A 21,686-nucleotide genomic window follows, 5' to 3' on the forward strand; every position below is an offset into this window, starting at 1 on the left:
GGGTCCATCATCCCTCACACCACGGTGCGAGGTGGTCCGGGCGGCGGGTTGAGCCCGTCACCCAGACGGGGCGGTCAGACCGCCGCACCCTGCCACACGGTGTCGAAGGGCGCGTGCGAGCTGACCCGCTCGGTGATGCCCGCCGTCACGAGCCGCTTCGCGACGGCGACGGCCTCGGGCACGTCTGTGCCCTTCGCGAGCTCGGCGGTGATCGCCGCCGCGAAGGTGCAACCGGCCCCGCTCACACGCTCCTGGCCGATCTTCGGCGTGGAGTACACGGTGACCTCCTCACCGTCGAAGAGCACGTCGACGGCGTCGGGCCCGTCGAGCTCGACCCCGCCCTTGACGACCACGTAGCGCGGGCCGAGCGCGTAGATGCGGCGGGCCGCCTCCTCGAGGTCGGTGACTGTCGTGATCGACTCCATCCCGGCGAGGGTCTTCGCCTCGAAGACGTTCGGGGTGATGACCGTGGCGAGCGGGAGGATCTGCTCGCGCAGCGCGGTGTCGGTGTCGAGCGCGGCGCCGGCCTCCTGGCCCTTGCAGATCAGCACAGGATCGAGGACCACGTGCCGCCACGGCTGGCTCGCGAGCGAGCGGGCCACCACGTCGATGGTTGCAGGGGTCCCGAGCATGCCGATCTTCACGACGTCGAGGTCGTAGCAGCTCGTCGCGGCCTCGAACTGGTCGGCGATCACCTCGGGCGCGACCGGGACGAACCTGTGTCCCCAGTCGTTCTTGGGGTCGAAGGAGACGATGCAGGTGAGCGTGCCGACGCCGTAGACGCCGAGCTGCTGGAAGGTCTTGAGGTCGACCTGGATCCCGGCGCCACCAGTGGCCTCGGATCCGGCGATGACATACGCGAGGGGAACCATCGAACTACTCTCGTCGGTGCGGGGTGGGACGAGGTCGAGGCTGGCACGCGACGAGCGGATTGTCCACACGCGCGCACCAGCACAGGCCCCGTCCGGCCGCTCTCCGGGTTCAGCCCTCGGGCGGGGTCACCGCGACGTTGACCAGCCAGTTGATCCCGAACTTGTCGACGAGCATGCCGAAGACGTCGCCCCATGGAGACGCCTCCATGGGTACGGTGACCTGCCCGCCGTCGACCAGCGCGTCCCAGTACCCGCGCAGCTCTGCCTCGTCGTCTCCGCTGAGCGAGACCGAGACGTTCGACCCGACGACGAGGTCCGCGCTGTCCGGGGAGTCAGAGGCCATGAGCACGAGACCGGACGGGCTCGTCAGCTGGGAGTGCATGACGAGGTCAGCCTGCGCAGGGTCCTGAGCCATCCCGAACTCGCCGAAGGTCGAGATCGTCGGTTCTCCGCCGAACACCCTGGCGTAGAAGGTGATGGCGTCGCGGGCCGTGCCGGGGAAGTTGAGGTACGGGTTCAGGGTGGTCATGATCGTCCCGATCGTCGCGCGGATGAGGTGTCGGCACGTCACGGCGAGAGCACCGCACCGAGCCCACACGGCTGAGTATGCTCCCGACCGCGATCCTGAGGAAGATGTTGCCCGGGCAACTGGACAGTGATCGTCCGGGACGCAGGGGCGCCCAGGACGATGGTCCGTCGCGGCGGACGGCTCAGACCTGTGGGGTAGAGAGATGAGTCGTCGCGCGGTCCCCCTCGCCCTGCTGGCCTCGGTCGCCGCGTGCGCCGGAGCGGCTGCCCGTCGTGCCTCGCTCGGTTGGGGCTCGCTGCCCGACGAACGCAGCCGCCCCCTCCCTGGCGACGAGGTCGTGCGCTACCCCGACCTCGTCGCGACCCGTGGGATCACCATCGACGCCAAGTGCTCGCAGGTGTGGCCGTGGGTGGTGCAGATCGGTCAGGGCCGGGGCGGCTTCTACAGCTACGACAGGCTCGAAGACCTCGCACGCCTCGGGATCCGCAGCGCAGACAGGATCATGCCCGAGCACCAGCACCTCGTGGTCGGCGACACCGTCCACCTCGCCGAGCAGGTCCCCCTGGTCGCGACGACGGTCGATGCCGGGACAGCGCTCGTGCTGTCGGCGACCTCGACCGGGCCGCAGGTCTCGACGGACCCGACCCCGGCCGCTCGACCGGCGATGCCCTACGAGTTCTCCTGGGCCTTCGTGCTCGTCCCCGTCGACGACAGGTCCTGCCGTCTGGTGGTCCGCGAGCGCTACGGCTACACGGCTCCCTGGGTCGCGCTGCTCGTCGAGCCCGTCGAGTGGGTGAGCCTGCTCATGACCCAGAAGATGTTGCGGGGTATCCGCGACCGCGCGGAGGCTCGCGCACCAGAGCCGTCAGTCTCGGCCGGAGGACGGGACGCGACCCGCTAGACCCTCGCCTCTCCCGTGGCGCAGCCCGAGCGAGTACGCGACAGACGCGGCCAGCACGACCAGTCCGGCCGCCCCGAGCCCCAGACCCCAGAGCATCTGGGTGGAGAGCACCTGGATGCCGGGCGAGAACGTGGTCTCCGAGAGCGGCGCGTAGGCGAACCATCCGAAGGTCCGCGGGGCGGAGCCGCGGACGACCAGCAGCGCACCGACCGCCACGAGCACGATGCCGATGATGCCTGCCGCCTGCCACGGGTTCTGTCGCACGATCTTCATAGCCCCGAGGCTAGCGCCGAGCACCCAGGTCCAACCCTGCCACCACGCTGGCCGTCTGATCCGGGGTCAGCCCGGAGGTGAGCACGCAGTGCGTCGCGACCCGCTCGTCGCGCCCGTCCGTGAGCCACCGCTCGAGCCAGTCCTCGCCGTCGACCTTCCACGCAGTCCCCTTGTCGTCGAGGCACCGCTGCCGCAGGACCTCGAGCGAGACCTGGAGGTCGTCCGAGGGCCGCAGCAGGACCACCTGGTCCGCCGCCCCGAGAGCACGAACCACACGCTCGAAGAGCGCGTCGTCGGTGACGTGCGAGTGCCCGGCACCCAGAGAGATGACGGCACCGGGTGATGTCTCGACGAGGCGCTCGACGGCGTGCGCGAGCGCGACCTCCCACTCCTCGTGCGCGAGGGAGAACCCGACCTCGGACGCCCTGGCACCGAGTCGCTCGACCGACCAGCCGACCTCTCCGTAGAAGTCTGCGCTCGCCGCGTCGGCATCGACGTGGGGACGACCCGTGGCCGCCGCGAGGATCTCGCCGACGGTCGACTTCCCGCTCCCCGGGGCTCCGACGAGGACAGTCTGCTGGGGCTGCTGGTTCACGCCCGAAGTATGGGCGAGCAGGCGCGCGGCGAGCAAGGCGGTCGCCGGTAGAGCGACCCCGGATGCCCTGCACCCATGACATCAGTCATGGGTCTCGGGTGACATCACGGCACTTCTGCGCGATCCCGATCTCCGGTGTCCTTGAGGAACTGCACAGCGGCCCTCGAGCCGCCTCCCTGAAGACGAGGATTTCATGCGCAAGCCCCTGAAGATCACACTGTGGACCGCCGGCGTCGTCGTCGCGCTCCCCGTCCTGGCTCTGACGACCACCTCCATCGTCAACGTGGTCGCGACGAAGTCGGACCTGGCCGCGATCACGTCCTACGGCGAGCTCGTCCCCGTCGACGGCAAGCAGATGAACGTCGTCGTCAGCGGCACCGGCGACGAGACCATCGTCCTCCTCCCGGGGCTCGGCACCGCCGCCCCGGGGCTCGACTTCGAGCCGCTGATCGCCGAGCTCGACGACACCCACCGGGTGATCGCCGTCGAGCCCTTCGGCACAGGTCTGAGCGACCAGACCGACTCGCCGCGCACGGCGGCGAACATCGCCGCAGAGGTGCACGAGGCGCTGCAGCAGCTCGGTGTCGACCGCTACGTGCTCATGGGGCACTCGATCGCCGGCATCTACGCCCTCGAGTACAGCGAGCTGTACCCGGACGAGCTCGTCGCCTTCGTCGGGATCGACAGCAGCGTGCCGGACCAGCCCGGCTGGGACGACCCGGTACCGACCGCTGGTCTCGCCCAGCTGCGCACCCTCGGCCTGCTGCGGGTGCTGTCCGCGATCGGCGGGGACACCTACGCCGGCCTGCCCTACGACGAGGACACGAAGGAGCAGATGCGCTTCCTCACCACGAAGAACTCGACGGCTCCGACCCTGCTCGACGAGATGGACCGCACGCCCGAGAACTTCGCCTCGGTCAGCGGTCTGACCTTCCCGTCGATGCTGCCGGTCCTGCTCTTCGTCGTGCAGGACGACTCGGACGTCGACGGCTGGCTCGAGCTGCACGAGGACCAGGCGGCGAGCGTCGACCACGGCGAGGTCGTCCCCCTCGACGGTGAGCACTACCTGCACCACACGCAGTCGCCGCAGATCGCGCGCGACACCGACGAGCTCCTCACCTCCCTCTCGGTACGCTGAGCACATGACAGACGGCCTGCCGGGCAGCTCTCGACGCGCGGCCGACCTGCGGTGGATGCGCGCGTCGACGGCCGTGACCCTCTGGGTCCTCGTGGTCACCGCCGCCTTCCTCCAGCTGGTCCTCGGGCCGGGCGGAGGGGCAGACGGCCCGCGGCAGGTCCTCCTCGTGGTCCTGACGGTCGTCTCGGTGGTGCTCGCTCTCGCCGCGGTCCCGTCGCTGCTGCGGACGACCGGAGGCGTCTCGGAGCGGAACCTGTGGGTCGTCCTGCTCCTGGTGGTGGCGACCGCGACCTGGGGCGTCGCCCTGCTGCCACACTTCAGCGGGTGGGGATGGGGTTTCCTGCTCGTCACCGCGGGCGGGATGCTCAGCTGCATCGTGCCCCGCTGGTGGAGCCTCGCCGCGATCCTGGGCACCCTCGCGGTGCTCACCGTGGGAGGTGCCCTCGCCACGCAGGCCGACCCGACACCCGTGGTCAGCACCCCTGTCGACGACGGCACGACCCTCGTGGTGGTCAGCACGCTCGTGGTGATCACCACCATGCCGCTCAGCGCAGTCTGGGTCCTGCGCGTCGTGCTCCGCCTCGACGAGGCCCGCCGGACCGCCTCCGACCTCGCCGTCGCGACCGAGCGGCTGCGGTTCGCGACCGACCTCCACGACATCCAGGGCCACCACCTGCAGGTGATCGCCCTCAAGGGAGAGCTCGCCGAACGTCGTCTGCTCGCCGACCAGCCAGATCTCGCGGCGGCCGAGCTCGCGGACATCCGGGCGATCGCCCAGGCGGCCCTCGACGACACGCGCGCCGTGGTCAACGACTACCGCACCGTCACGGTGGCCGTCGAGGCCCGGAACGCCGCGGCGGTCCTGCGGTCGGCGGACATCCGCTGCGAGGCCCTGATCGACGTCCCCGATCTCCCGGCGCTCGCTGGTGCGGTCTTCGCGGTGGCGATCCGTGAGGCGGCGACCAACATCCTCCGTCACAGCCGGGCGACCGAGGCGTCCCTCGAGCTGGTCCTGACCCCTGAGCAGGACTACCGCCTCACGGTGACCAACGACGGGTCCGGTCCGGTCCGCACAGGGGGTACCGGTCTCTCTGGCCTGACCGAACGGGTCGCCTCGTGGGACGGGACCGTGTCGACGAGCCGGCGCGGCGACACCTTCACCCTGGTCGTGCGCATCCCCGCGCGCACCGCGGCGCTGCAGTCTGAGGTCGCCCGATGATCCGGATCGTCATCGCCGACGACGAAGGGCTCATCCGCGGCGCACTCGTCGCCCTGCTCTCCCTCGAACCCGACATCGAGGTGGTCGCCGACGTCGACGACGGTCACGCCGCCGTCGCCGCCGTCCTCGAGCACGACCCCGACGTCGTGCTGCTCGACCTCGAGATGCCCGGGCTCGACGGGATCGAGGTCGCGCACGAGCTGAGGTCCCACCCCACCTCGCAGACCATCATCGTCACCCGGCACGCTCGCCCCGGAACCTTGCGTCGGGCGCTGGCCGCGAAGGTCCGCGGCTTCGTCCCGAAGTCGACCCCGGCGTCCGGCCTCGCCGCCATCATCCGGTCGGTCGCCTCGGGCGAGAGGTACGTGGACGCGACGCTCGCAGCAGCAGCCCTCACCGAGGAGGAGAGCCCGCTCACCGCACGCGAGACCGACGTGCTGCGCCTCACTCGCGAGGGGCTGCCGACCAAGCACATCGCGAAGACGCTCGGCCTCGCGCACGGCACGGTCCGCAACCACCTCTCCTCGGCGATGGCCAAGCTGCACGCCGACTCCAGGGTCACCGCCGCCGCGACAGCCCACGACCGCGGGTGGGTCTGATGCCACGCCAGCGAGGGTCAGACCTCGTCGACGATCTCCGCCAGTCCCATCGAGAACGGAGCACCATGACACTCACCGACCTGCTCGACGCACTCGCGACGGGCGAGACCATCACCGCCGGCTCCCCCGCGCACGCGATCATGCACGAGACGAGCCAGGAGGCTCTGCGGATCACCGGCGACCTCAACTCCGGCTACCACGAGCCGGCGCGGGTCCGCGAGCTGCTCTCCCAGCTCACCGGATCCACCGTCGACGAGTCCGTGACCCTCTTCCCACCCTTCACCTCAGACTTCGGCAAGAACATCCGGCTCGGGCGCCGCGTGTTCATCAACGCCGGCTGCAGGTTCCAGGACCAAGGAGGCATCACCATCGGCGACGACTGCCTCATCGGCCACAACGCCGTCATCGCGACGCTCCAGCACGACATCGCCCCCTCCCGGCGCGGCGACCTCATCCCCTCACCCGTCGTCATCGGCAACAACGTCTGGCTCGGCGCGAACGTCACCGTGCTCCCCGGCGTCACCATCGGCGACGACGCCGTCGTCGGGGCAGGGTCCATCGTCACCAAGGACGTACCGGCCCGGACCCTCGCCGTCGGCTCCCCGGCCCGGGTGGTCCGCACCATCGAGGAGTAGTCACCCAGGACCACGAATACCCCTGAGCTGCTCGTCTCTGGGGCAGCGGTAGCCTCGTGGCGTGATCATCTGGCTCAACGGCACCCACGGCGCAGGCAAGACGACGACCAGTGAGCTCGTCCAGGCGCTGGTCCCGGACTCTCGGGTCTTCGACGCCGAGAAGGTCGGCGAGACCTTGATGGACATCACGCCTGGGCTGCCCGCCACGGACAACTTCCAGCACTGGCCGCCGTGGCGTCCGCTCGTGGTAGAGACCGCGCGACGCGTGCTCGAGTACACGGGTGGGACGCTCGTGATCCCGATGACCGTGCTCGTCGAGCCCTACTGGCGGGAGATCCACGACGGACTCACCGCCCACGCGATCCCGGTCCGGCACGTCCTGCTCCACGCCGACCAGGACACGCTCCGAGGTCGCATCGAGAACGACACGGAGATGGGCTTCTCGACGTTCCGCATGCGACACCTGGAGCCCTACGCCGACGCCTACGAGTCCTGGCTCCGCGACGAGGCCGAGGTCGTCGACACCACGCACCTCACCCCTCACGAGGCAGCCCAGCGCATCGCGGGGTTCGCGGACACCTGACAGGCCACCGGGTCTCGTGGCCGGGACGGCGGGGACCCCGCGCGCTGGACGCTCGTCTCGAGGCGAAGACCAGGCGCGATGGACGGACGACCTCGGTACCTTGTCCCCATGACGAACCATCCCGCGGCCCACGACCCCGGCCGGATCGACGTCGTGACGCTCGACGAGAGACCAGCCCTGAGCCGCGACGTGGCCGACGACCTCGCGACGGTGCAGGCCGCCTGGCCGGACTTCGAAGGAGCGTTCGACTCCCTCAGCGGCCGCTCGATGATGGGACTGGTCTACGACGGCGTGTACCGCCTGTCGACCGTGCGTCTCGACCGGGACGCCGACAACCCGCTCGCCCTGGACGAGACCGTGATCCCCGGCGGCAACTACCTGCGGCTCCGGCTGCGCGGGACGGCACCGGCCGTCTACGAGCAGATCGGCGAGGCCTTCGACGTGCTCTTCAGCCGCGCCGACCACGACGCGAGCAGACCGCACATCGAGCACTACCGTCGCGAGGGCGAGGTGGACTGCCTGGTGCCGATCCGCCCGTCCAGCTGACTTGAAGGCCGCCGCCTCGGGTCCGCGCCCGACTCGGTAAGATCGACCCCGCCCCAGGCCGGACTTCTCCGAGCTGTGCGCCCCACCCGAGAGGTCACCCCCTGATGAGCCTGATCCGGCTGCACGACGTCCACGTGCGCTTCGACTCCTCCCAGATCCTCCGCGAGGCCTTCTTCCGCCTGGAGGCCGGCGACCGCGTCGGGCTCATCGGCAAGAACGGGTCGGGCAAGTCGACGCTCCTCAAGCTCGTGCTCGGACAGGTCGAGCCGGACAGCGGGACGGTCACCCTCGACCAGGGCCTGAAGATCGGGTACTTCTCGCAGTTCTCCGAGCTCGACGGCACCGCGACCATCTCCGAGGTGCTCGACGGGCTCTTCGTCGAGATCAAGGACGTCGAGGCCGAGCTCGCGTCGATCGACACCGCGATCGCCGCAGACCCGACCGACGGTCCCGCGCTCGACGCCCTCGTGCAGCGCCAGGCAGACCTCTTCGAGAAGATGGACCACCTCGACGGCTGGGACTACTCCCGCCACATCGACACGGCGCTGACCACCCTCGGCTTCGACGAGGCGCACCGCACCTGCTCGATCGACGAGCTGTCGGGCGGCTGGCGCAACCGCGCAGCCCTCGCCAAGATCGTCCTCGAGCGCCCTGACGTGCTGCTGCTCGACGAGCCCACCAACTTCCTCGACGTCGCCGGTGTCGAATGGCTCGAGGCGTGGTTCCGCGACTTCCGCGGCGCGGCCATCGTCGTGTCGCACGACCGCAAGTTCCTCGACGCCGTCATCACCCGCACCATCGAGGTCGAGAACTTCCACCTGCACGAGTACTCCGGGAACTTCGAGGAGTACGTGGTGCAGAAGCAGTTCCGCCTCAAGACCCTCGAGTCGCAGTTCGTCCACGAGTCCGAGCTGCTGGCCTTCGAGTCGGAGGGCATCGCCGACAGGCGCGAGGCCGCCAAGGCCGCGAGCAAGGGCCTGGGCAACCAGCTCGCGAAGATCAAGAAGTCGCGTGCTCCCCGCCCGGTCGACCAGATCATCACGGAGATCTACGGCGGTCTGCACGTCAAGGACGTCATGTGCCGGGTCGAGGGTCTGAGCAAGGCCTACGGCGAGAAGCGTCTGTTCGACGACCTCACCTTCGAGATCCGCCGCGGCAACAGGATCGTGGTGCTCGGCGCGAACGGCTCCGGCAAGTCCACGCTGCTGCGGGTGCTCACCGGCGCCGAGGACGCCGACTCCGGGCAGGCCGCGTGGACCAAGGGCACCTCGGTGATCTCCTACAACCAGGTGCTCGACGAGCTCGACGACGCCGACACGGTGAGCCACGCCGTCAACGCCATGCCGGGCAGCCTCGCGCTCACCGCGACCCGCAAGTCGGTCAACCGCTTCCTCGCGATGTTCCAGTTCTCCGACGCCGACCTCAAGCAGAAGATCGGCAACCTCTCTGGTGGTCAGCGGTCGCGTGTCGCCATGGCGCAGTGCCTGCTGTCGGGCGCCTCGGTGCTGGTCCTCGACGAGCCGACCAACCACCTCGACCTGTCGAGCACGCAGGTGATGGAGCGCGCCCTCGTGCACTTCCCCGGCGCCGTGGTCGTCGTGAGCCACGACAGGTTCTTCACCGAAAAGATCGCGACGCGCCGGATCGTCTTCGGGGCGTCCGGCTCGGGCGAGGTCGAGGTCGGCACGGCCTGAGTCGGCGCGGCCGGCACGGCCTGGGCTGCGCCGGCCGACGCGCCCCGGGTCGTGGAGGTCCGCGCGGCCTGACGACTGGCCTGACGACCTCACCCGGGACCTAGGGCCCGCTGCACGAGAGACACAAGATCTAGTCTCTTCTAGACGCACGAACCCCGTATGTAGTGTCTGCGAAGCCTGAGGATCGATGATCCTCGGCAGCGCGACGACGGTGGGCGTCGGACCAGCAGCCGTGACCAGAGGGAGCAGGACCCGCAGTGACAGTCGTCGAGGGAGACCAGGCAGCACGAGCAGAGACCGGGTCGGAGCGCACAGCGTCCACGACCCTCTCGGCCCCCGGAACCCCTCAGGTTCCCGCGGTCCTCAAGCGGGACGGCCGGGTCGCCGAGTACGACCCGGCCCGCGTCGAGCGTGCGCTCACCTCGGCCTTCGCCGACGTCCACGAAGGACCCGCCCAGCTCGTCCGCCCGGCGATCCTCGACCTCACCCGGCAGGTCGGCACCGAGATCACACGCCGCTTCACCGACACGGTGCAGATCTACGAGATCCAGAACGTCGTCGAGCACGTACTCCTGGAGAGCCGGCACTACGACGTCGCCGAGGCGTACATCGGGTACCGCGTGCGCCGCGACATCGCCCGCAACCGGTCGACGGACGTCAACCACTCGATCGGCGAGCTGCTCAGCAAGGCGAGCACCGTCGTCAACGAGAACGCCAACAAGGACAGCGACGTCTTCAACACCCAGCGCGACCTCACCGCCGGTGCTGTCGGCAAGGCCCTGGGACTGACGATGCTCCCGCCGCACGTCGCGAACGCCCACCAGAAGGGCGAGATCCACTACCACGACCTCGACTACCACCCCTACTCGCCGATGACGAACTGCTGCCTCATCGACTTCCGGTCGATGCTCAGTGAAGGCTTCCGCATCGGCAACGCGGAGGTCGAGCCGCCCCGGTCCATCCAGACCGCCACGGCCCAGATCACGCAGATCATCGCCAACGTGTCGTCGAGCCAGTACGGCGGCTGCACCGTCAACCGCATCGACGAGCTGCTCGCCCCCTACGCCAAGCGCAACTTCGCCAAGCACCTCGCCGACGCGCAGGAGTGGGTGAGCGAGCCGGAGCGCCGTCAGGGCTACGCGGAGGCGAAGACCCGCAAGGACATCCATGACGCGATGCAGTCCCTCGAGTACGAGATCAACACGCTGTTCACGTCCAACGGGCAGACGCCGTTCACGTCCCTCGGCTTCGGCCTCGGCACCGGGTGGTTCGAGCGGGAGATCCAGAACGCCATCCTGCAGATCCGCATCGAAGGGCTCGGCGGCGAGCACCGGACGGCCATCTTCCCCAAGCTCATCTTCACCCTGCGGCGTGGCCTCAACCTCGAGCCGGGCGACTCGAACTACGACATCAAGCAGACCGCCCTCGAGTGCTCGACGAAGCGCATGTACCCGGACGTGCTGAGCTACGACAAGATCGTCGAGCTCACCGGCAGCTTCAAGGCCCCGATGGGATGCCGGTCCTTCCTCCAGGGCTGGGAGGACGCGGACGGGAACGACGTCGTCGAGGGGCGCATGAACCTCGGCGTCGTCACGCTCAACCTGCCGCGCATCGCCCTCGAGTCCGAGGGCAGCCAGGACCACTTCTGGTCCCTGCTCGCCGAGCGCCTCGAGACCGTCAAGGACGCGCTGCTCTTCCGTGTCGAGCGCTGCCGCGAGGCGACCCCCGGCAACGCGCCGATCCTCTACCGCTACGGCGCCTTCGGCCAGCGCCTCGACCCGGAGGACTCCGTCGACCAGCTGTTCCGCGACGGGCGGGCGACCGTCTCCCTCGGGTACATCGGCCTCTACGAGACGGCAGCAGCGTTCTTCGGCGGCGCCTGGGAGGGTGACGCCGACGCGAAGGCCTTCACGCTCGACATCCTCAAGACCCTGTCCGCGAGCGCGCAGGCGTGGACCGACACGTACTCCTACAAGTTCTCGGTGTACTCGACGCCGTCGGAGAGCCTCACCGACAGGTTCTGCCGTCTCGACACGGCGAAGTTCGGCGAGGTCGCGGACATCACCGACAAGGACTACTACACGAACAGCTTCCACTACGACGTGCGCAAGAACCCGACCCCCTTCGAGAAGCTCGACTTCGAGAAGGACTACCCGGCGTACGCCGCGGGCGGCTTCATCCACTACTGCGAGTACCCGGTCCTCCAGCAGAACCCGAAGGCCCTCGAGGCCGTGTGGGACTACGCCTACGACAGGGTCGGCTACCTGGGCACGAACACGCCGATCGACCACTGCTACGCCTGCGGCTTCCAGGGCGACTTCACGCCGACCGCGCGCGGCTTCGCGTGCCCCGAGTGCGACAACGACGACCCCCGCACCTGCGACGTCGTCAAGCGGACCTGCGGCTACCTCGGCAACCCGCAGGCACGCCCGATGGTGCACGGCCGGCACGTCGAGATCTCCTCGCGGGTCAAGAACATGCCCGGCAGCACCGGGACCTCGGCGGCCGACCGCCGGGCCGTCGCCGAGGGCTGAGCCGTGCGCGAGCCGCAGCCGGACTGGCTGTCGTCGAGGCTCAGCAAGGACTTCGTCGCCGACTACAAGCCGTTCGTCTTCGTCGACGGCGAGGGCGTGCGGTGCAGCCTCTACGTGAGCGGCTGCCTCTTCGCGTGCGAGGGCTGCTTCAACGAGGCGGCGTGGAGCTTCCGGTACGGCACGCCGTACACGGGTGCGCTCGAGGACCGGATCCTCACCGACCTCGCGCACGAGTCTGTGCAGGGCCTCAGCCTGCTCGGAGGCGAGCCCTTCCTCAACACGGGAGTGTGCCTGCAGGTGACGCGCCGCCTCCGCGCCGAGCTCGGCCACGCCCGAGACGTCTGGGCGTGGTCGGGCTACACCTTCGAAGAGCTGCTCGCCGCGAGCGCGGACAAGGTCGAGCTGCTCGGCATGCTCGACGTGCTCGTCGACGGTCCGTTCACGCTGGCCGAGCGCGACCTCACGCTGCCCTTCCGCGGCAGCCGGAACCAGCGCGTCCTCGACGTGCCTGCGTCGTTGCGGGCCGGGCGGGCGGTGGCGCTGTCGCGCTTGTGTCGTCTAGATTAACAGTGGGCGCATTAGCATCTCAGGCCATCCTTTTCAGAAATGACGCCACAATAAGCGCTCAGTGGAATCCCGACAAAAGTGATACTCGGAGCCGACGAGAGGGTCAGCATGGCAGTCGATTGGACATTGCTTGCAGCAAAAGCCGTCGGACCCGCGGTAGGCAAACTATCCATTTCAACCTGGAAGCGAATCGCCTACTCATGGACACTTCCGTTGAAACTCAGAAAAGCATCGAGCGCGGAGTTCATCGAGCTTTCGAAGTACTGGACACTGCGGAAGCAGTGTCAGAAGATTGACTTCGTTAGGGCATTTAGATCAGGCTCCCCGAAGGACATCGAGCAACTAGCGAGCGACCTACAAGCTGATCTGGGAGCCGGCCCGGTCATCTCTTCTGCCGAAGAGGCGAAATTACTTGTTGGAGCGCTGATATCGATTCATACACAAATGCTCCCGGCGCACCAAGCGCTTGAAACACAAGTTCGCACAGCCGTCGCCGAACTCAAACTAGCCATTCGGCAAGCAAGCCCCCAAGAGGCAGACGACTATTCTCTCCAAGTAGCACCTTTGAGAAGACGCCAGCTCGAAACTCTTCTTGAGACTTGGCACGCGTTTCCGAGATTTTTGGGTGAACTTAGCACTGCCTCCTCAAACCAGGAAGCCCTAAAGGCATGGAACTCTCGAAGGCCACCGTGGTGGAAGGACGCTCCCACAAATGTCACTCTCTGGATCGCCGAAATCGCGGGCGATGCTGCTTTGCCGACAATTTCGGCGGACCTAATAGAAGAAGCGATAGCCGACGGCGCCACGCGTGTGGACTATTGGGAAGCCAGGGCCGCTGTCCTCCGATCCGGGAACACGGGCGAGGAGCAACTTGCAAATCTTCTCCCACTTGCCGGCAAACACGCCCTAATGGGTACAATCATCCATTTTCTACAGGGCAACTTCATCGAGGCTCAATCCAGTCTGTGCGATTGGACAAGTCTGGATGAGTCTGAGAGCTCCTATCGCAACTTCATAGAATGCCAGGTGTTTGCAGCGAAAGGCGATCTCGGCAAAACCGAAGAGCTGGCAATGAACTCCTTGGAAAACGAGGGGCTGACTCGAAACGCAATTGTAGCCGTCAATGCGCTCCTAGATAACGGTAGGCCGCGTCAAAATCAGGTCCACCTTGCAAACCTCCGGCGCGCGCAAACCCTCTCTGTTCGTTCCCGTGACACGGAACGACGTTGGGGCCAGCCATCGGTGATGTCCACGCTGCTAGCCATCGAATCTGCAATATACGCGGGCGACACCCAGACAGCCTGGACGCTCACTCAGCTCACGCCGGATGGCACTGCGACATTTGAAGAGCACAACGATTCCAGGATTCAAGAATATGCAGCCCTAATCGCCATTGAAATTCGGCCGCTAGAAGAGGCCACTCTGCAAGTTCTTGGGATTCGAGACCCCCTAAAGAGCAGTGAAGCGGAGGCCCTTTTGGCAATGAGAAGAGGTGAATTAACAGAGGCCGAAGGACTCTGGAGAGCGGCCATAGAGTACGCAACCTCTGAAGAAGAAGAGTACAGATTCGCGCAACAAATTTCTATTCTAGGTGGGGAGATATCTGGTTCCGAGCTGCGGCTAGTAGACCACGCCGAACTTCGTAACCTGAACCTAATTTCGCAAGCGGCGAGAGAGGTCACGGGAGCATTCCAGCAGTTAAGAAACGAGGCGCGGAGAGACCGTAACCTCACTTTCGCTTTCCTGGCGATATGCCAGCATGGAGGCAAGCACGAAGAGGCCGCAAAAGCGATGGCGGAATCAGCCCAGTATTGGAACGACTCAGTCATGTGGGAAATAGCCGCCCGAGAGTATGACCGGTCTTCGAATCCTGCGCTCGCCGCAAGTTGCGCTCGAACCGCATGGCTTTCTAGCTCCAGGCCGAAAAGCCACAATATTCACCTGCTCCATCTGCAGATCGAGTCGTACTCGTCGATCCGCGACTGGAAGAATGCGGCCAGCGCTTCAGCAGAATTGATGGCACTCACACCAGACTCGCCCGACGCAATCTGGTGTCTAACCATATGCCTGATGGAACTCACGCGTTACGAAGAGGCCTGGAATACATACCAAAAACTTGGGAATAGTCCAGCACCTAGAAGCGAGCGCGAAACTCTTGCGTTGATACATCTATCTCGACATGAGGAGAAGAGCCTTGATTCTGTTGAGCGGATTCTTCTTTTAGCGGAAAGTGAGTCAGCTTCAGAAACTGTCAAAGCTGCGGCGGTCTATTCTATACTCATGCGAGGCCCGGAAGCAGTTTCACCTGCACCAGACGCGCAAGAACGGGTTGCGGTCTTGCTTGCTCAGGTACCTCACGTCTTCGAGTCGGTGCCGGTTAATCTCGAGGATCCGATGGCAACTCTTGATGCCATCGTGGCTTCCTCGCCGGACACCTCCGAGATTGACCGTGAAGTCTTTCTCGGAACCTACCCTTTAGGTTTGGCTTCGTCGGTCCACGGCCGCGGTTACGCCGAAACTTTGGTGGCATGGGCCGGTCCGCGCTTCTCGGGAAATCCGAACTCTTTCGAAAGGGAGGTTCAGCAAGCCCGAGAATTACGATCCCAAAGAGTTGCGATTGATACATCCAGTTTCTTGTCACTGGCACAACTCGATAAGATGTCCGCAGACAAACTGCTGGGCTACTTCGATGCGCCGGTCCGATCGTTGGCGCAGGCGATTGATGCAGCTAGCGCCGTCGACAGTTTTCGCCCTCTTTCGACTATGACCGTCGGACGAGGTGGTGACGGGTCGGCGCGAGTACACACCATATCGGAAGAGGAGGCCCGTGCTCTCCTAGATCGGGCAAAAAACGTCTCTCGCCTTATTCTAGGCACACACGGCGAACACTCCGAGGCGGCAGGGATTTTTGATACATTGAGCGATAATGGTGTTGCGCCCGTGTGGCTTTCCGCATTGAGTCTGTCCATTAACGGCCACTCGGTGGGGTACATGTCAGACGATGCGGTTCTGAGGAAGATTGCGTCAGACAAGGGCTCGGCTTCGATATCGACCTCTGCCGTGATCGAAGCCGCATTGAGAGATGGCCATCTTGATAAAGACGAAGCTATTCTCATGCAAGCATCCTTAATTCGAGCCGGTTGCGTCGGAGGCGTCTTTCGAGAAGATTGGTTGAGGGTGGCAGTTGAGATCGATTCCTGGTTGCCTAAGGGAGGCTCCCTCCAGATTGCCTGGGCTCCAGATTCAACAAATCCCACATCTCTGGTAGGCGCCGCGCTCGAATTTGCGGGCCACTGTGCGGCTAACCCGGCGGCCATTTCTGCATGGGTGCACGCTTTGGCCGAGTGGGTTGCACGCACCAGCGGCGAATCTGCCCAGAATAACGTTAATTGGCTGCTGACGCGAATACTAGACGAGGATTGGCTCACTCAGACGGCCCTCCCGTTTGTCCTGGACGGTATAAGGCAGGCGATTGGCGAACGCGATCTTGAAGACCCGCTTGAGCACGCCTTAAGGATAGAGTTCGAGCGGCTTTCGAACGGTCTGACCCATCAAGTAGCGGCAATGTATGTACAAGGGCTAGTCTCGCTCAGTACGCCCGCAGACAAGTCTGTTGCCAACATGGTAATTCTCACTACCTGACTTGCAATCACGCGAAAAGGGCCTACGTGGCGACGCGACGACAGAGCGCTCTTCGGGTCCAAAGCCACGTGGGCGGACCTGATCTGGCTCCACCTTAGAAGAGGACCTGACTGCGAACGCCCACAAGGTCGAGCTGCTCGGGATGTTCAGCATCCCCGCCTCGTCGCGAGCCGGGCGGGCGGTGGCGTGGCCGCCGCCCGCGGCAACCGCACCAGCCCTGTCCCCGCACCTCACCTGCGCTCCCCGAAGCCTCGCCCGGCCGCGGAAGAGCCCCTTGTGCACTCGGTACTCAGTGGCACTATCTAGTGGTAGATAGCATCACCGAGTACCGAGACGAGGACTCGCATGGGCAAGCAGATGACCGAGATGCTCAAGGGCACCCTCGAAGGGATCGTCCTGGCGATCCTGGCGACGCAGCCGGCCTACGGCTACGAGATCACCGCGCGGCTGCGCGAGCAGGGGTTCTCCGACATCGTCGAGGGCACCGTGTACGCGCTGCTCGTGAGGATCGAGCGGCGCGGGCTGGTCGACGTCGAGAAGGTCCCCTCCGAGAAGGGCCCGCCACGCAAGGTCTACTCGCTCAACTCGGCCGGGGGCGAGTACCTGGAGGAGTTCTGGACCACCTGGACCTTCCTCGCGGGCCGCATCGCCGAGCTGCACGGCACCGACCTCCCCGGCGGCTCCGACCACCTGGACGGCACCGTCCGCCCGGGAGACAGCGCACTCTCGGACGACAGCGCGCACACCACCCGCTCGCACCCCAGCAGCAGAGAGGCATGATCATGGCGGCACACTGGTTCGAGACCCTCACGGGACCGCTCTCGCAGAAGAAGCAGTACCGGCAGGACACGGCCCGCATCAACGCCCTGCCCGACCCGTACGGGTCCGCGGCGAAGGCCATGCACAGGTACATCACCTACTTCGCCGGGGTCACCGACGGCGACACCCTCGTCACCATGCTCGGCGACCTGGCCGACCTCTGGGACCGCGCGGCCGTCGACGACACGCCCGTGCGAGACATCGTCGGCGACGACCCCGTCGAGTTCGCCGAGACCTTCGCGCAGGCCTACGCCGGGAAGCAGTGGCTCGACAAGGAGCGCGACCGCCTCGTCGCGGCGATCGACACGGCGACCAGCGCTGCGTCCGGCCCTGCGACCGGCAGCACCACCCCTGACGACATCGGCCCGGGTACCACCGGGGACGGACCACGACCATGACCGCGGGCACGTCCGCTGCGCCGACGCCTGCACCGGCGATCAGCGTCCGCGGCGTCACCAGGTCGTTCAAGGCCGTGCACGTGCTGCGCGGCGTCGACCTCGACGTCGCAGCAGGCAGCATCGTCGCGCTGCTCGGCTCGAACGGCGCCGGCAAGACCACCCTCGTGCGCATCCTCTCGACGCTGCTGAAGGCCGACACCGGCACAGCGACGGTCCACGGACATGACGTCGCGACCCACCCGGAGAAGGTCCGCGAGTCCATCAGCCTGACGGGCCAGTTCGCCGCGGTCGACGACGTCCTCACCGGGCGGGAGAACCTCGTGCTCGTCGCCAGGCTGCGTCACCTGGACGCTCCAGGCGTGATCGCCGACAGGCTGCTCGAGCGCTTCTCGCTCACCGAGGCCGGGGACCGCAAGGCGGCGACGTTCTCAGGCAGGATGCGCCGCCGGCTCGACATCGCGATGAGCCTCATCGGCGACCCGCCCGTGGTCGTCATCGACGAACCCACGACGGGCCTCGACCCCCAGGCCCGACTCGAGGTGTGGCAGACCATCCGTGACCTCGCCGGGCGGGGCACGACAGTGCTGCTGACCACGCAGTATCTCGACGAGGCCGAGCAGCTCGCGGACCGCATCGCGATCCTGCACCAGGGCACGATCATCCAGGATGGCACCCTCGACGAGCTGAGAGCCCTCCTCCCACCCGCCGAGATCGAGTACGTCGAGAAGAAGCCCTCCCTCGAAGACGTCTTCCTCGCGCTCGTCGGCGACGACGGACCGCCCGCAGGCGACCCGGACCGTGACGGCACCACACGAGAGGACTCCTGATGCTCCCCCGACCGCTCGGTGACACCTGGACCCTCACGGGTCGCTCGCTGCGCCACATCCTGCGCAGCCCCGACACGATCCTCACCACGGTAGTCACACCCGTCGCGCTGATGCTCCTGTTCGTCTACGTGCTGGGGGGCGCGATCGACACCGGGGCCGACGGCTCGTACGTCGACTACATGCTCCCGGGCGTGCTGCTCATCACCGTCGCCTCGGGCGTCGCCTACACGGCGTACAGGTTGTTCCTCGACCTGCAGAGCGGCATCTTCGAGCGGTTCCAGTCCATGCCGATCGCACGGTCCAGCATCCTCTGGGCGCACGTGCTCACGTCGCTGGTCGCGAACCTCGTCTCGGTCGCCGTGGTCGTCGTCGTCGCGCTGCTCCTGGGGTTCCGGACCGGGGCGTCGGCGGGCGCCTGGCTCGCTGTGGCCGGGATCGTCGTGCTGTTCACCCTGGCGCTGACCTGGGTCGCCGTGATCGCCGGGCTCTCGGCGACGACTGTCGACGGCGCGAGCGCCTTCAGCTACCCGCTCATCTTCTTGCCGTTCATCAGCTCGGCCTTCGTCCCCACAGAGACGATGCCCGGTCCCGTCGCCTGGTTCGCCGAGCACCAACCGGTGACGGCCGTCGTGGACACCCTCCGGGCGCTGTTCTCCCAGAGCCCCGTCGGCGACGACATCTGGGTCGCGCTCGCCTGGCTCGTGGGCGTCATCGCGGTCGCCTACGCCTCGGCCGTGGCCGTCTACCGCCGAAGGATCAGCTGAGCGGGTCCGTCGAACGGGTCAGTCGAGGCAGAACTCGTTCCCCTCGACGTCCTGCATCACGAGGCACGACTCTTCCTCGTCGTCGGCGGGCAGCAGCCTGACGCGGGTGGCACCGAGCGCGACCAGCCGCGCCCCCTCGGCCTCGAGCGTCGCGAGACGCTCTGCCCCCACCAGGCCGGTGCCAGCCCGGACGTCGAGGTGCACCCGGTTCTTGACGACCTTGCCCTCGGGGACTCGCTGGAAGTACAGCCGCGGTCCGGCACCCGTCGGGTCGACGCAGACCGCTCCCCCGGGCTGGTCCTCCGGCGCGTCGTCTCCGCCGCCCTCGACGGCCGCCTCGTCCTGGCCGGGCGGGACGACGTACCCGAGCACCTCGCACCAGAACCTGGCGAGCCGCACGGGCTCCGCGCAGTCGAAGGTCACCTGGAGCTCTCTGACGGTTGCCATCGGACCACCGTAGCGGGATGCCTCGCCGCTGGGAACGCCTGCTCCACGCCACGTGTCCTCGCTGGCGCGACCGACCAAAGCCCCACATCTCAGGCCGTGCAGCATGGCACGGTGGACAGATGCACACCGACCGCGCGACTCGACCGGCACCATGACGTCACGCACACCGGACGCCCGCCCAGCAGCTCCTCCGCAGCCCGTCGACGTGGCCACCGTGCTCCACGGTCTCGACGCGATCTTCGCGGCCCACGACGGTCCCACCCGGGCCGCGCCCTACCTGCGGGCGGCGCTCGCCGATGCCGAGCGTCAGGGCGACGACGGAGCCCGGCTGACCCTCCTCAACGAGCTCGTCGGCCTGTACCGCTCGCAGAGCCTGCACGACGACGCCGTCACGGCGAGCCGGACTGCCCTCACCCTCGTCGAGAGCATGGGCCTCACGGGCACCGACGCCCACGCGACCACGCTCATCAACGGGGCCACGGCGATGCGTGCGGCGGGCCGACCCGACGACGCCCGCACGCTCTACAGCCGGGCTCTGTCCGCCGCCGACACCGCATTCGGACCGACTGACCGGCGTCTCGCCGGTCTGCACAACAACCTCTCGATCCTCTGCAGCGAGCGGCAGGACCACGCCCAGGCGCTGGCGGAGCTGCGAGCGGCGATGTCGATCCTCGAGGCCTCGTCGGTCGACCCCGAGCGCGACCTCGACATCGCGACCACCTGCACCAACCTGGCGCTCGTGAGCTTCACGCTCGGGCAGCACGAGGACGCCGCCCGGTACGTCGACAGGTCTCTCGCGATCTACCAGGACGGCGGGCACGAAGACGACCCCCACTACGCGTCAGCCGTCGCAGGGCACGCCGAGGTGTGCTTCAGGGTTGGGCGCTACGCCGACGCCGTGACGATGTACCGGCAGGCGCTCGCGATCATTACCGAGTGCTACGGCACGGACAACGACTACTACGTGGTGACGGCGGAGAACCTCGCCGAGGCTGAGGCTGCGGCTGCGGCGGGGGCCGCGCCCGGGACCGGCCCGTCAGACCGTCCGAGCACCCCCACCCCTGTCCCCGCCACGGCCCCGTCAGGACCGGCCGCCGCGGTCCCGACGACGCGCACGCCCGACTCTGGCCTCGATCTCGCCCGTGCCTACTGGGAAGAGCACGGACGCCCGATGCTCGAGTTCCGGTACCCGGCGTACCGCGGTCGGATCGCCGCGGGTCTCGTCGGCCACGGCTCCGAGTGCTACGGCTTCGACGACGCGATCTCCCGCGACCACGACACGGGCCCAGGATTCTGCCTGTGGCTCACCGCCGAGGACCACGCCGAGATCGGTGCCGCGCTCCAGGCCGACTACGACGCGCTGCCCCGCACCTTCCGCGGCGTGGACCGCACGCCCACGACCCCTCGTGCGCACGGTGCAGGTCGCCGCGTCGGTGTCTTCGAGATCGGCGACTTCTACGAGCAGATCACCGGCTACAGGCAGGCGCCCACCACCGCTCACGAATGGCTGATGCTCGACGAGGCGACGCTCGCCGCGGCGACCGACGGCGCGGTCTTCGCCGACCCGCACGGCGCCTTCAGCGCGGTCCGGGGGTCCTTCACGAGGATGCCCCGCGACGTCAGGTGGGCTCTCGTCTCGCGGAGGCTCGGGATGATCTCGCAGGCAGGTCAGTACAACGTCCCCAGGATGCTCGACCGCGGCGACGGGGAGGCGGCGTGGTTGTCGGTCGGCGAGCTCACCCGGGCCGTCGCCTCCCTCGTCTTCCTGCTCACCGGTCCCTCGTCGGCCGGGTACCTGCCGTACTACAAGTGGCACTTCGCGGCGCTGCGCCGTCTGAGCCGTCGCATGGGCTCGAGCCTGCCCGGCGCTGTCGACGACCTCTCCGAGATCCTCAGGCTCGCGTCGGCAGCGTGCTTCGGACCGGGTTCTCCCGACGCGCGAGCACGGCTGGAAGAGCGGATCGAGAGGCTCTGCGCCACGATCGCCGCCGAGCTCCAGTCCCGAGGTCTGAGCAGCAGCAGCGAGACCTTCCTCGAGCGACAGCGCGAGCACGTCGCCGCGCACATCACCGACCCCTGGTTGAAGGCACTGTGAGAGACGACG

At 67.2% G+C, this 21,686-nt stretch carries 19 protein-coding genes and 2 pseudogenes; 16 read left to right on the top strand and 5 right to left on the bottom strand.

Annotated elements, in window-relative coordinates; all coding sequences use genetic code 11:
- Positions 1-74: 74 nt before the first annotated feature.
- Positions 75-872 (bottom strand): bifunctional hydroxymethylpyrimidine kinase/phosphomethylpyrimidine kinase, encoded by a 798-nt coding sequence (gene thiD, locus SANBI_RS10415; RefSeq protein WP_319154770.1) that lies wholly within the window; start codon positions 870-872, stop codon positions 75-77.
- 109 nt (positions 873-981) lie between these two features.
- Positions 982-1,404, bottom strand: coding sequence for a VOC family protein (locus SANBI_RS10420; protein WP_319161254.1), 423 nt, complete (start codon positions 1,402-1,404; stop codon positions 982-984).
- 199 nt (positions 1,405-1,603) lie between these two features.
- Here SANBI_RS10420 and SANBI_RS10425 point away from each other — a divergent pair, with 199 nt between their 5' ends.
- Positions 1,604-2,302: an SRPBCC family protein gene (locus tag SANBI_RS10425; protein ID WP_319154772.1), complete on the top strand. Its 699-nt coding sequence runs from the start codon at positions 1,604-1,606 to the stop codon at positions 2,300-2,302.
- Here the strand turns inward: SANBI_RS10425 and SANBI_RS10430 are convergent.
- Together SANBI_RS10430 and SANBI_RS10435 are read right to left on the bottom strand one after the other, a co-directional pair.
- Positions 2,267-2,575, bottom strand: coding sequence for a hypothetical protein (locus SANBI_RS10430; protein ID WP_319161376.1), 309 nt, complete (start codon positions 2,573-2,575; stop codon positions 2,267-2,269). The two genes, SANBI_RS10425 and SANBI_RS10430, sit on opposite strands and share 36 nt — an antisense overlap.
- A gap of 10 nt (positions 2,576-2,585) precedes the next feature.
- Entirely contained in the window at positions 2,586-3,170 is a 585-nt protein-coding gene (locus SANBI_RS10435; protein WP_319154774.1) for a shikimate kinase, read from the bottom strand.
- A 193-nt stretch (positions 3,171-3,363) separates the two neighbouring features.
- Here SANBI_RS10435 and SANBI_RS10440 point away from each other — a divergent pair, with 193 nt between their 5' ends.
- The 14 genes and pseudogenes from SANBI_RS10440 to SANBI_RS10505 all read left to right on the top strand — a co-directional run bounded on the left by SANBI_RS10440 (position 3,364) and on the right by SANBI_RS10505 (position 19,135).
- On the top strand, positions 3,364-4,308 hold the full coding sequence (locus SANBI_RS10440; protein WP_319154776.1) for an alpha/beta fold hydrolase: 945 nt from the start codon (positions 3,364-3,366) through the stop codon (positions 4,306-4,308).
- 4 nt (positions 4,309-4,312) lie between these two features.
- Positions 4,313-5,527, top strand: a complete 1,215-nt coding sequence (locus tag SANBI_RS10445) for a sensor histidine kinase (RefSeq protein ID WP_319154778.1) — start codon at positions 4,313-4,315, stop codon at positions 5,525-5,527.
- On the top strand, positions 5,524-6,126 hold the full coding sequence (locus SANBI_RS10450) for a response regulator transcription factor (protein WP_319154780.1): 603 nt from the start codon (positions 5,524-5,526) through the stop codon (positions 6,124-6,126). The genes SANBI_RS10445 and SANBI_RS10450 overlap by 4 nt, the downstream gene beginning before the upstream one ends.
- A gap of 65 nt (positions 6,127-6,191) precedes the next feature.
- Complete coding sequence (locus SANBI_RS10455; RefSeq protein WP_319154783.1) at positions 6,192-6,761, top strand: sugar O-acetyltransferase; 570 nt, start codon at positions 6,192-6,194, stop codon at positions 6,759-6,761.
- Between the two features lie 61 nt (positions 6,762-6,822).
- Complete coding sequence (locus SANBI_RS10460; RefSeq protein ID WP_319154785.1) at positions 6,823-7,344, top strand: AAA family ATPase; 522 nt, start codon at positions 6,823-6,825, stop codon at positions 7,342-7,344.
- A gap of 108 nt (positions 7,345-7,452) precedes the next feature.
- Complete coding sequence (locus SANBI_RS10465; protein WP_319154787.1) at positions 7,453-7,890, top strand: GyrI-like domain-containing protein; 438 nt, start codon at positions 7,453-7,455, stop codon at positions 7,888-7,890.
- 104 nt (positions 7,891-7,994) lie between these two features.
- The gene (locus tag SANBI_RS10470) at positions 7,995-9,584 is read left to right on the top strand and encodes an ABC-F family ATP-binding cassette domain-containing protein (RefSeq protein ID WP_319154789.1); all 1,590 of its coding nucleotides are present in this window, start codon (positions 7,995-7,997) and stop codon (positions 9,582-9,584) included.
- Positions 9,585-9,841: 257 nt separating this feature from the next.
- Entirely contained in the window at positions 9,842-12,118 is a 2,277-nt protein-coding gene (nrdD, locus tag SANBI_RS10475; protein WP_319154791.1) for an anaerobic ribonucleoside-triphosphate reductase, read from the top strand.
- Between the two features lie 3 nt (positions 12,119-12,121).
- A complete protein-coding gene (nrdG, locus tag SANBI_RS10480) occupies positions 12,122-12,685 on the top strand; it encodes an anaerobic ribonucleoside-triphosphate reductase activating protein (RefSeq protein ID WP_319154793.1) in 564 nt (187 codons plus the stop codon).
- A 108-nt stretch (positions 12,686-12,793) separates the two neighbouring features.
- Positions 12,794-16,327: a tetratricopeptide repeat protein gene (locus tag SANBI_RS10485; protein ID WP_319154795.1), complete on the top strand. Its 3,534-nt coding sequence runs from the start codon at positions 12,794-12,796 to the stop codon at positions 16,325-16,327.
- A gap of 345 nt (positions 16,328-16,672) precedes the next feature.
- Positions 16,673-16,993, top strand: a pseudogene (locus SANBI_RS10490) (PadR family transcriptional regulator); the annotation flags it as partial.
- A 116-nt stretch (positions 16,994-17,109) separates the two neighbouring features.
- Positions 17,110-17,466, top strand: a pseudogene (locus SANBI_RS10495) (DUF1048 domain-containing protein); the annotation flags it as partial.
- Between the two features lie 74 nt (positions 17,467-17,540).
- Positions 17,541-18,371 carry an ABC transporter ATP-binding protein gene (locus SANBI_RS10500; protein WP_319154797.1) on the top strand — a complete coding sequence of 277 codons (831 nt, stop codon included), beginning with the start codon at positions 17,541-17,543 and terminating at the stop codon, positions 18,369-18,371.
- Positions 18,371-19,135, top strand: coding sequence for an ABC transporter permease (locus tag SANBI_RS10505; RefSeq protein WP_319154799.1), 765 nt, complete (start codon positions 18,371-18,373; stop codon positions 19,133-19,135). The genes SANBI_RS10500 and SANBI_RS10505 overlap by 1 nt, the downstream gene beginning before the upstream one ends.
- Positions 19,136-19,153: 18 nt before the next feature.
- Here SANBI_RS10505 and SANBI_RS10510 read toward each other — a convergent pair whose 3' ends face one another.
- Positions 19,154-19,582 carry a VOC family protein gene (locus tag SANBI_RS10510; protein WP_179913063.1) on the bottom strand — a complete coding sequence of 143 codons (429 nt, stop codon included), beginning with the start codon at positions 19,580-19,582 and terminating at the stop codon, positions 19,154-19,156.
- A gap of 151 nt (positions 19,583-19,733) precedes the next feature.
- Here SANBI_RS10510 and SANBI_RS10515 point away from each other — a divergent pair, with 151 nt between their 5' ends.
- A complete protein-coding gene (locus tag SANBI_RS10515; RefSeq protein ID WP_319154803.1) occupies positions 19,734-21,677 on the top strand; it encodes a DUF4037 domain-containing protein in 1,944 nt (647 codons plus the stop codon).
- Positions 21,678-21,686 lie beyond the last annotated feature (9 nt).

Source organism: Sanguibacter biliveldensis (genome assembly GCF_033798665.1).
GTDB lineage: Bacteria > Actinomycetota > Actinomycetes > Actinomycetales > Cellulomonadaceae > Sanguibacter > Sanguibacter inulinus.

What these genes read in the sequence shown, in the direction of transcription:
- SANBI_RS10485 (WP_319154795.1), top strand. Translation starts at nt 12,794, where the DNA reads ATGGCAGTCGATTGGACATTGCTTGCAGCAAAAGCCGTCGGACCCGCG.
- SANBI_RS10425 (WP_319154772.1), top strand. Translation starts at nt 1,604, where the DNA reads ATGAGTCGTCGCGCGGTCCCCCTCGCCCTGCTGGCCTCGGTCGCCGCG.
- SANBI_RS10505 (WP_319154799.1), top strand. Translation starts at nt 18,371, where the DNA reads ATGCTCCCCCGACCGCTCGGTGACACCTGGACCCTCACGGGTCGCTCG.
- SANBI_RS10515 (WP_319154803.1), top strand. Translation starts at nt 19,734, where the DNA reads ATGACGTCACGCACACCGGACGCCCGCCCAGCAGCTCCTCCGCAGCCC.
- SANBI_RS10450 (WP_319154780.1), top strand. Translation starts at nt 5,524, where the DNA reads ATGATCCGGATCGTCATCGCCGACGACGAAGGGCTCATCCGCGGCGCA.
- thiD (WP_319154770.1), bottom strand. Translation starts at nt 872, where the DNA reads ATGGTTCCCCTCGCGTATGTCATCGCCGGATCCGAGGCCACTGGTGGC.
- SANBI_RS10465 (WP_319154787.1), top strand. Translation starts at nt 7,453, where the DNA reads ATGACGAACCATCCCGCGGCCCACGACCCCGGCCGGATCGACGTCGTG.
- SANBI_RS10500 (WP_319154797.1), top strand. Translation starts at nt 17,541, where the DNA reads ATGACCGCGGGCACGTCCGCTGCGCCGACGCCTGCACCGGCGATCAGC.
- SANBI_RS10440 (WP_319154776.1), top strand. Translation starts at nt 3,364, where the DNA reads ATGCGCAAGCCCCTGAAGATCACACTGTGGACCGCCGGCGTCGTCGTC.
- SANBI_RS10470 (WP_319154789.1), top strand. Translation starts at nt 7,995, where the DNA reads ATGAGCCTGATCCGGCTGCACGACGTCCACGTGCGCTTCGACTCCTCC.
- SANBI_RS10455 (WP_319154783.1), top strand. Translation starts at nt 6,192, where the DNA reads ATGACACTCACCGACCTGCTCGACGCACTCGCGACGGGCGAGACCATC.
- SANBI_RS10430 (WP_319161376.1), bottom strand. Translation starts at nt 2,575, where the DNA reads ATGAAGATCGTGCGACAGAACCCGTGGCAGGCGGCAGGCATCATCGGC.
- SANBI_RS10445 (WP_319154778.1), top strand. Translation starts at nt 4,313, where the DNA reads ATGACAGACGGCCTGCCGGGCAGCTCTCGACGCGCGGCCGACCTGCGG.
- SANBI_RS10510 (WP_179913063.1), bottom strand. Translation starts at nt 19,582, where the DNA reads ATGGCAACCGTCAGAGAGCTCCAGGTGACCTTCGACTGCGCGGAGCCC.